The 7,956-nt window shown below is 69.3% G+C and carries 10 protein-coding genes; 6 read left to right on the top strand and 4 right to left on the bottom strand.

Translation table 11 applies throughout. The annotated features are described in order from the left end of the window. Positions 1–14: 14 nt before the first annotated feature. A complete protein-coding gene (locus IE231_RS11570) occupies positions 15–497 on the top strand; it encodes an NUDIX domain-containing protein (protein WP_189694128.1) in 483 nt (160 codons plus the stop codon). Next, a complete protein-coding gene (locus IE231_RS11575) occupies positions 494–1,324 on the top strand; it encodes a PhzF family protein (RefSeq protein ID WP_189694129.1) in 831 nt (276 codons plus the stop codon). The genes IE231_RS11570 and IE231_RS11575 overlap by 4 nt, the downstream gene beginning before the upstream one ends. Here IE231_RS11575 and IE231_RS11580 read toward each other — a convergent pair. Beyond that, positions 1,321–2,274 (bottom strand): S1C family serine protease, encoded by a 954-nt coding sequence (locus IE231_RS11580; RefSeq protein WP_189694130.1) that lies wholly within the window; start codon positions 2,272–2,274, stop codon positions 1,321–1,323. The genes IE231_RS11575 and IE231_RS11580 overlap by 4 nt on opposite strands. Positions 2,275–2,415: 141 nt before the next feature. On the opposite strand from IE231_RS11580, the gene IE231_RS11585 reads away from it, so the two are divergent. Both IE231_RS11585 and IE231_RS11590 read left to right on the top strand, forming a co-directional pair. Continuing rightward, the gene (locus IE231_RS11585; RefSeq protein WP_189694131.1) at positions 2,416–2,565 is read left to right on the top strand and encodes a hypothetical protein; all 150 of its coding nucleotides are present in this window, start codon (positions 2,416–2,418) and stop codon (positions 2,563–2,565) included. A 100-nt stretch (positions 2,566–2,665) separates the two neighbouring features. Further along, positions 2,666–2,815, top strand: coding sequence for a lmo0937 family membrane protein (locus IE231_RS11590; protein WP_189694132.1), 150 nt, complete (start codon positions 2,666–2,668; stop codon positions 2,813–2,815). A gap of 206 nt (positions 2,816–3,021) precedes the next feature. Here the strand turns inward: IE231_RS11590 and IE231_RS11595 are convergent, their stop codons facing one another. The 3 genes from IE231_RS11595 to IE231_RS11605 all read right to left on the bottom strand — a co-directional run bounded on the left by IE231_RS11595 (position 3,022) and on the right by IE231_RS11605 (position 5,551). Then, entirely contained in the window at positions 3,022–3,270 is a 249-nt protein-coding gene (locus IE231_RS11595; protein ID WP_189694133.1) for a hypothetical protein, read from the bottom strand. 583 nt (positions 3,271–3,853) lie between these two features. Then, positions 3,854–4,558, bottom strand: coding sequence for a sortase family protein (locus IE231_RS11600; RefSeq protein ID WP_189694134.1), 705 nt, complete (start codon positions 4,556–4,558; stop codon positions 3,854–3,856). Between the two features lie 195 nt (positions 4,559–4,753). Then, positions 4,754–5,551, bottom strand: a complete 798-nt coding sequence (locus IE231_RS11605) for a hypothetical protein (protein WP_229866779.1) — start codon at positions 5,549–5,551, stop codon at positions 4,754–4,756. A gap of 285 nt (positions 5,552–5,836) precedes the next feature. Between IE231_RS11605 and IE231_RS11610 the strand changes: the two genes are divergently transcribed. Further along, positions 5,837–6,376 (top strand): DUF4231 domain-containing protein, encoded by a 540-nt coding sequence (locus IE231_RS11610; RefSeq protein ID WP_189694136.1) that lies wholly within the window; start codon positions 5,837–5,839, stop codon positions 6,374–6,376. A gap of 45 nt (positions 6,377–6,421) precedes the next feature. Further along, the gene (locus tag IE231_RS11615) at positions 6,422–7,915 is read left to right on the top strand and encodes a S8 family serine peptidase (protein ID WP_201896947.1); all 1,494 of its coding nucleotides are present in this window, start codon (positions 6,422–6,424) and stop codon (positions 7,913–7,915) included. Positions 7,916–7,956: the final 41 nt, after the last annotated feature.

Consider the following 7,956-nt stretch of genomic DNA (forward strand, 5'->3'; position numbering starts at 1 on the left):
GCTAGGCTGGCCGCATGGAGCTGAGCGACGTGAGCCGCGAGTACTTCCGCACGCTGCCCCGCCGGCGGGTCGCCGCGGGCCTCGTGATCCGGAACGGCGACGGCTGTGTGCTGGCGGTCAAGCCGAACTACAAGGAGGGGTGGCTCCTGCCCGGCGGCACGGTGGATCCCGGGGAGGCGCCACGCAAGGCGGCCCGTCGCGAGGGCCGGGAGGAGCTGGGGCTGGACATCGAGCCGGGTGCGCTGCTGCTGATCGCGCACTCGGCATTCCCGGACCCGGTCGGGGACGGGCTGAGCTTCCTGTACGACGGCGGCTCCCTGCCCGAGGGGGCCAGCATCACGCTGCAGGAGGAGGAGCTGACCGAGTGGCGCTTCGTTGCCCCTGAGCAGTTCGAGGAGCACTTCGGCGACCACGGCGCCCTGCACATTCAGGCGGCCCTCACCGGGCTGGAGGAGAAGCGCACGCTCGAGCTCGAGGACGGCGTCGAGGTCCTGTGAGGCCCTTCAGCCAGGTGGACGTCTTCACCGCGGAGTTCCTGCGCGGCAACCCGGTCGCCGTGGTGCACGACGCCGAAGGCATCCCGGATGAGGGGATGGCCGCCTTCGCGAGGTGGACCAACCTCTCAGAGACCACGTTCCTCCTGCCTCCCACCCAGCCCGGCGCCGACTACCGCCTGCGCATCTTCACCCCGGGAGGGGAGCTTCCCTTCGCCGGGCACCCCACGCTCGGGTCGGCCCGGGCTTGGCTCGAGGCCGGCGGCACCCCCGCCACGGAGGGGCGGATCGTCCAGGAGTGCGGGGTGGGCCTCGTGACGCTCAAGGACGACGCCGGCCGCCTCGCCTTCGCTGCGCCGCCCCTGCTCCGCTCGGGTCCTGTCGAGGCAGCGGACCTCGCCGCGATCGCCGCGTCCCTCGGGCTCGACGTGGACGAGGTCGTGGACGCGGCCTGGGTGGACAACGGACCCGGCTGGGTGGGCCTGCTCCTCCCGGACGCCGAGACAGTCCTCGGGCTCCGCCCCGACTTCGCTGCGATGGGCACGTACCAGGTCGGCGTGATCGGCCCCCTGGCCGAGGGAGACGAGGCCGCGTTCGAGGTGCGGGCCTTCTGCCCCGACCTCGCCGTCCCCGAGGATCCCGTCACAGGCAGCCTCAACGCCGGACTCGCCCAGTGGCTCATCGGCACCGGGCGTCCGCAGCCGCACTACATCGCCCGGCAGGGCACAGCGCTGGGACGGCGGGGCCTCGTGCGGGTGGACGCCGAGGGCGGGGACGTGTGGATCGGCGGGGACACGGTGATCGGCATCCGTGGGACGGTGGCCCTCTAGTCCACGAGCTCGCTGGGCTCCGCGACCACGTCCACCATCGCTTCTCCGCGCAGCACTGTGATCTCGGTGCGGCGGCCGATCGCGTCGGCGAACATGTGCCGCTGCAGCGACTGGGCGTCCTTGAGCGGTGCGCCGTTGATGGCGAGCACCAGGTCACCGCGCCGGATCCCGCTCGACTCGGCGGGGCTGCCGGCCAGCACTTCCGCCACGCGCAGCGCCCGACGGGTCCCTGTGCGTGCGGCCCAGACGGCGTCCAGCGGGGTCGGGACGCTCACGAGGCCGAGGTAGGCGCGGCGCACGCGGCCGTCCTCCCGCAGCGCGTCGAGGATGCGACGGGTGGTGGCGTTGATGGGGACGGCGAGGCCGAGCCCGAACCCAGCCACGGCGGTGTTGATCCCCACCACCCTGCCGCGGGAGTCGGCGAGGGCACCGCCCGAGTTGCCGGGGTTGAGCGCGGCGTCCGTCTGGATGACGTCCTCGATGAGGCGCGACGCCGTCCGCCCCCGCGCCGGAATGGACCGGCCGAGGGCGCTGACCACCCCCGCGGTCACGCTCCCCTCGAGCCCCAGTGGGCTCCCCACCGCTACCACCAGAGAGCCGACGAGCAGCCGGTCCGCATCGCCGAACTCCGGCGGCTCCGGAACGCCGAGGCCGCAGCGGAGCACGGCGAGGTCTGAGAGCGGGTCCCGGCCGACCACCGCGAAGGGCCCGCTCGCGCCGTCGGCGAACGCCACCTCACCGCGGCTCGCGCCGCCCACCACATGGGCGTTCGTCACGAGGTGGCCGGACGCGGTGAGCACGACGGCGCTCCCCGCCCCCCGCTCCGTCCGCACCGAGGCAACGCGGGGAGTCAGGTGCCTCGCCACGCCCGCGACCGTGCGGGAATAGGCGTCGAGCGCTTCCTCGTCGGACACACCGCCCACCCCGACTGCTTCAACATCGCCAGTCATGCTCCCTCAACGCAGTACGTCGCCGGGAAATGCCTGGTATCGCGCGAGGCGAACGGGGTAGCAGGACCGCGCGAGCCATGGCCAGAGGCCAGTGGGCAGGCACACAATGTGCGTACTGTCTGCTCGAGAGAGGGGTGCGCAATGAAGCTCATGGTCTGGGGCCTCGCGCTGCTGGTCCTGTTCATCCTCGGAGTTCTGGTCAACATCGGCGGCGGGATCTACATGTTCCTGTGGGCCGCTGTGGTCCTCATGGCCATCGGCGCCATGAAGCTCGCCCATCCGGCGCGCTGAGCGGTGCGGGAAAGATGTTTCAGGAACGCCGCGAGTGGTTATAATCCCGGCGTACAGAGAATGGCATTCAGGCCGTTCCACTGACGCTTAGGAGTTTAGAATGCTTCTCTGGATCGCTCTTGCTCTTGTTGTCCTGTGGCTGCTGGGATTCATCGCCCTGCCGTCCCTCGGCTGGATTGTGCATGTCCTGCTCATCGTCGCGGTGATCCTCCTGATCCTGCACTTCGTCCGGGGCCGCAGCGCGGTCTGACCCTCTGAAGCAGAAGGCTCCCGCAGCGATCGTCGCTGCGGGAGCCTTCTGTGTTGTTAGGGGGCCCCGGCGTTGTGGAGGCACCCCGGCCCTGGCCGGCCCGGAGGCTGGCGGCCGGGCACGAGAGGGCATGGAACGGGCCACGGTGCTCACGTGCACCGCGGCCCGTTCCCCTGTCCCTCCGCTGATCCAGAGGGTTGCTCAGGCTACCGGTGCTCGCCGCGGCGGCGCTTCATCCAAAGGGTGAGAGCCAGCCATGCGCCCAGCAGCGTTCCGGAGCCGAGCAGGAGGCCGGGCACCGTGTAGTCTGCCGGTGCCGCGCTCACGGAGGTCTCAGCCGAGACGCCCACGGACGCTGGTGCGGCGTTCCCGGCCATCGCCTGGCCGCCCGGCGCTCCGGGCTGCACGGCACCCGGCACCACTGCTGGCGACGTCCCGTTCGTCACAGGCGGCACGACGGCAGGCGTCGTGGCGGGGGTGGTCGCTGGCGTCGTTGCGGGCGTGGTCGCCGGCGTTGTCGCAGGAGTGGTAGCCGGCGTTGTCGCAGGGGTCGTGGCCGGCGTCGTGACGACGGGGGCTACGCACCCGTTGTCGAAGATCACCTGACCAGTAACCCCGGTGTTCAGAACGATTGTCGTCCAATTCTGACCCTTGAACTGCTGTGGTTGCCCGGAGCTGTCTGTATAGTCGAACGGCGGTATGATATCAAGATCCCACTGGTGGCTGGGACCCACGTGCCCCATGAGGTCGCCGACGCTCGACGGTGAGATCGGATTCCATCTCGCAGCGTCTTTCCCGCCGATGTGGTGGCAGATCGTAACGTGGAACGGTGGAGAAGATGGCTTAGGGTCCTGATTTGGGCTCTCCGCCAACGCGGACGGCATCGTGAGGAAGCCTCCGGCGAGCAGTGCACCGGCGGCGGTGGCCATCAGGCCAGTTCTCTTCGTTCTGACTGTGGTGAGCAGCGACACGCTACCCACCTCCTTTCCCTTTTGGAATTTGCGTGCTGAAACGCGGACATGACGCCGCCCTGCCGCATCACGTGCATTGTCCACACCGGAACGTCACCAGGGTGACCTGATCGTCTGGGCGCTCGAAATTGCAGGTGAACAAGACCACAAGGCACGGGTCATTCTTGAAGGAGAACTGTTTTGATTTATCGACGAGGCTCCTTTCCTCGAGAGTGCAGGGAATGACACTTCCCTTGGCATCGGTGATTGTTGCGGGCTGACCGACCGCCCAGCCGTCAAAACTGAGGCGGTTGAAGGGAAATGTCTGGTCGTTGCACAGGTAGACATCTTGATGGCAGGTATGGCCGGCGAGCACCACGGGCAGAACCGTGTCAGATTCGCCGGAGCCCTTCAGCCAGTGGCCCACGGGGTCGAACCCATTGCTGTCCAGAGGCGGATTGACCGGCACGGCAGGGTCCCAGTCCATGGGGACGATATTCACCGCGAATCCGGCAGCGGGCCACGAGAAGCGTGCAGGCGGAAGCGCAACATCCGTCCGAGAAGGCTTCTGGGGCGCGCTCTGGCTGGGCGGTGATTCAGGGGCCGAAGCGGCCGCTGCGGACGACGGCGGCGCGGGTGCGGAGACGGAGGCAGAGGCGGCAAGCTGGTTGGCGGCATCGATCCGTCGCCGTTGCTCCGAATCCCGGGCGCTCTGGTAGACGAGGGCCGCCACCGCGAGGATCACGGCGAGGCCCAGTGCGATGGCTCGCAGCCATCTCCACCCTGGGTTCACGCTCCTCCGGTGCTGGCCCACTCAGCCTCCCTGTCCTTCCGGATCACGCGGTTCCTCGGGGACAGCTGAACTGAACGAACCGATGCCCCCGTCTGCCCGTCGGGATCAGTGGAGCACCGCAAGACAACCGGTTCTAGCACCAGCGCATGACGTCTTGCAGGGACCACACCAAATGTGGTCCCGTTCGGGGGGTAGTTAGAGTCGGCCCAGACGGGAGGCGACGGCGTCCTCGACACCCAGCCCGTCGCCGTCGTCCATGAAGCCCAGAATCAGGCCCAGCGCAGCCTTGCCCAGGAGGGAACGCCGCTCCCCGTGGTCCACGAGAGGCTCCTCGAGGTCTGCGAGGAGCCGCAGCCCCAAGCCCTCCCCCAGAGCCTCGAGCATGATCGAGAACTCCTCGGCGGTGACGTCCCGACGCAGCGCGAGGCCAGCCGATGCGAGGACACGCTCATACAGCCCGAACCAAGCCTGCGTGACCTGCGCGTACATGTCCTTCAGGGCCCGGGAGACGAGCGGATGGGCGGACGCGGACGCGATCGTGAGGAGCTGGAGGCGGAACCCCGGGAGCTGGAGAACCAGCAGAGCGCCCGCATACGCGATCCGGTGCAGGGCCGCTGGGAGGTCTTCCCCAGCAGAGGATTCCCGGGAAATCTGCTCGATCGCGGCGCCCAGGTTCACCCTGCGGACCACCAGGGCGTACGCGATGAAGTCGTCGATGAAGTCCTGCTGCCCCGCCCACCGGTCCCGGAACTTGGCCTCTGTAGGCACCAGATCGGGATAATCCTTCTGGGCACGGCCCACCACCCGGGGCCGCGACAGATGGGCGAGGCTCTGCGGGACCCCTTCCGTGAGGTCGTCATCGCCTGCGAACAGATCCTCGCTGAGGCTCATCGCCGCATTGAGGAACGCCCGCGTGAGGGCCGAATTGGCGAGCCTGGCCCTGTTCTGGGCCCTCACCCGGCTGAGGTTGGTGACCGTCTCGGCGAGATCCACCTCTGCAAGATGAGCAATCGCCGAGTCTCCATAGGCAACCATTCCGCCGCCCCCTTGAACGCTCCCCGACCTCAGCCTGTGTATGGCCGCCATGCTACGCAGCCGAGTGGTGAATGGGCTAGAGCAGGAGGACCGACACCAGAGGACATTCGGGGTGGCACTCATGGGAGACGGTGCCACGGGTTTCTCGACAATCCGCGTCAGGTCGTGCACGGATCTTGAATCGGCACCAGCTGGCGCCGATCATGTCCCTCGGGGAGGAACAGAGCCCGAAGGCGGATCACGATGGCAGCTGAGTCAGCCGATGCACCGGCCACGGTATCGCCGCTCCCCACAGCGGCTCCGCCGGCCGTCTCCCAGCAAACGGAGGCCGCTGTGGCGCGCGCGAGGAGCCAGGTGGCCTGGTACGGGCAGCACGCCACGAGGGCTCGTGTCGGGTACGTGGCCATCAAGCTCGCGCAGATCCTTGCAGGCGCACTTGTTCCGTTCGCGGCCTCGGTCCAGGCCGGCAACGCGGGCTGGGTTCCGGTCACGGCAGCGCTGGGCGTCGTCGTCGTGGTCCTCGAGGGGGTCCAGCAGCTCTTCCAATTCCATGAGAACTGGTACCGGTACCGCTCGGCGAACATTGCACTCGCCTCGCAGCTCGCCCTGTTCACTGCGGGGGCAGGCGATTACGCCGGCGCGGCCAACCCCGCGGCGCTCTTCGCCCAGCGCACCGAGGGCGTGGTCATGAGCGAGAACTCGTCCTGGATGATGACGGGCAAGGGCAGCACGGGCGCTCCCGCGGTCCCGCCATCCGCAGAGCCACAGGCGCAGGGGGCGTAGCGGATGCCCAGCACCGGGTCCGGGCAAGGGGCCAAGTCACGGACGGTGGGTGATCTCGCGGCGCCGCCAAGCGGTGCGCGCGGCCTCGACGGGCCCGATCCGGACGAGCCGATCGACGTGGTGGTCGAGCTCAATGCGCGGTTCCCCGGACCGGCGACCGCTGCCCACGACGCGTTCGAAGCGCTGTGGCACCGGTTCATGGAGCAGGCCGCGCCCGAGGGCGCCGTCCCGGAGGTGCTGTTCCAGAAGACCAGGATCTCCCGGAAGCTCTACCAGTGCGTCCTGACGCGGGCCACTCTGGCGCTGCTGCTCGACCTCGACGGTCCGGGCCCCACGGGCGAGCGCATCATCTTCCGCGCGTGGCCTGACTACGAGCTGTACCCGCACATCGACCGATCGGCGCCCACGGTGAAGATCGACGCCGTCCACCGGTCCTTCAGCGCACTCGGCGACGGGATCGTGTGGGCCGTCATCGACACGGGGATCGACGCCACGCACCCGCACTTCGCCGCGCTCGAGCTCGCACGGGAGGCGCAGGACGCCGTCCCCCCGCCCCGGACGGGCGGCCTTCACCGCGACTTCTCCAGGCTCGTGCGGCCGAGCCTGGGGGCCCCGGACGCGGCAGAGGCGCCGCTCGTGGACGAGGAGGGGCACGGCACCCACGTCGCGGGGATCATCGCAGGGACCTGCCCGGAAGGGCGCACGGCCCACGTCGCATCGTCGGACGAGGCACCGGACGGCGGCTTCGTGGCCCGGGCACACACGGGGATGCTGAACGGGATGGCACCGAACTGCGAGCTCGTGAGCCTGAAGGTCTTCCGCCGCGTTGCCGGGGTGGCCGTGACGTCGTCGTCCGCCGTCATCGCCGCGATCGAGTATGTGCTGACCGAGGTCAACGTGAGCCGTTCGCCGCTGCGCGTGCACGGGGTGAACCTGAGCCTGGGGTGCGAGTGGGACCCCAGCCACTACGCCGCAGGGCAGTCGCCGTTGGACCAGATGCTCACCGAACTGGTGTCCACGGGGGTGAACGTCGTGGTGTCGGCAGGGAACAACGGCAGCGCTGCGGCTGCACAGTCCGCCAACCAGTCCACGGGCGTCCTCGCCTCGATCACGGAGCCCGGGCACACCGAGGCAGTGGTGACGGTCGGGTCGACGCACCGGGACGCGCCGCACGTCTTCGGCGTCTCCTGGACCTCATCCAAGGGGCCCACCCTGGACGGCCGGCCCAAGCCGGACGTCGTGGCACCCGGCGAGTGGATCTGCTCGGCCGCGACGGGGACGGTGCGCACGCGGGCCGGCTTCGGCGCGCTCACGGGCGACGACGCGTCCCTCACCTACGCGGAGCTGTCCGGCACGAGCATGGCGGCACCGCACGTCTCGGGGATCATCGCCGCCTTCCTGTCCGGCCGGCCCGAGTACATCGGCCGCGCAGCGGACGTGAAGGCGCTGCTCATGCGGACCGCGCTGGACCTGGGCCGCGACCGGTACGCGCAGGGGGCCGGCCTCGCCGACGCGATGGCGATGCTCCTGGGCTACTGACGCCTCCACCTTTGGCAGTGAAACACCGAGAGGAGCACACC

It is taken from the genome of Sinomonas cellulolyticus (assembly GCF_014656475.1).
Lineage (GTDB): Bacteria > Actinomycetota > Actinomycetes > Actinomycetales > Micrococcaceae > Sinomonas > Sinomonas cellulolyticus.

What these genes read in the sequence shown, in the direction of transcription:
- IE231_RS11570 (WP_189694128.1), top strand. Translation starts at nt 15, where the DNA reads ATGGAGCTGAGCGACGTGAGCCGCGAGTACTTCCGCACGCTGCCCCGC.
- IE231_RS11580 (WP_189694130.1), bottom strand. Translation starts at nt 2,274, where the DNA reads ATGACTGGCGATGTTGAAGCAGTCGGGGTGGGCGGTGTGTCCGACGAG.
- IE231_RS11585 (WP_189694131.1), top strand. Translation starts at nt 2,416, where the DNA reads ATGAAGCTCATGGTCTGGGGCCTCGCGCTGCTGGTCCTGTTCATCCTC.
- IE231_RS11590 (WP_189694132.1), top strand. Translation starts at nt 2,666, where the DNA reads ATGCTTCTCTGGATCGCTCTTGCTCTTGTTGTCCTGTGGCTGCTGGGA.
- IE231_RS11610 (WP_189694136.1), top strand. Translation starts at nt 5,837, where the DNA reads ATGGCAGCTGAGTCAGCCGATGCACCGGCCACGGTATCGCCGCTCCCC.